Origin of the sequence: Bradyrhizobium sp. NBAIM08 (assembly GCF_020193935.1) — a bacterium.
In the GTDB taxonomy this organism is placed as follows: Bacteria; Pseudomonadota; Alphaproteobacteria; order Rhizobiales; family Xanthobacteraceae; genus Bradyrhizobium; species Bradyrhizobium yuanmingense.
The window spans coordinates 1-391 of the sequence record NZ_JADYVR010001174.1; the positions used below are offsets into that span (position 1 = coordinate 1).

Below are 391 nucleotides of genomic sequence, written 5' to 3' on the forward strand. Positions count from 1 at the left end.
ATCAAGGAGCGCCCGAGCTTCTTCGCCCGCCTCGCTCGCGCCTTGCTGATCCTGGTCGTGCTTGCCGTGGCGATCGTGGCCACGACCGTTTTGGCCAGCGCGGCCACGCTCGTTCCCGAGTCGCCGATCGTGACGGTGCTGACGGTCATCCTCACCGTGGCGATCAACGTGGGCTTGTACCTGCTCGCGTTCCGCGTGCTCTCGCCGAAGTCGATCGACACCGGTGCCCTCCGGATCGGTGCCGTGGTGGGCGGCGTGCTGTGGACCGCGCTGCAGACGCTCGGGAGCTGGCTGGTCGCCCGACAGTTGCGCCACACCAGCGAGCTCTACGGCTTCTTCGGCATCGTCCTCGGGCTCCTCTTCTTCCTGTTCCTCGCGTCGCAGATCATGG

The 391-nt window shown here is 67.0% G+C and carries 1 protein-coding gene; it reads left to right on the plus strand.

Features of this window, described 5'->3' with window-relative positions:
* Positions 1 to 391 (plus strand): YhjD/YihY/BrkB family envelope integrity protein (locus tag I6F37_RS44010; RefSeq protein WP_225154988.1); only part of this gene is annotated, 391 nt, incomplete at both ends.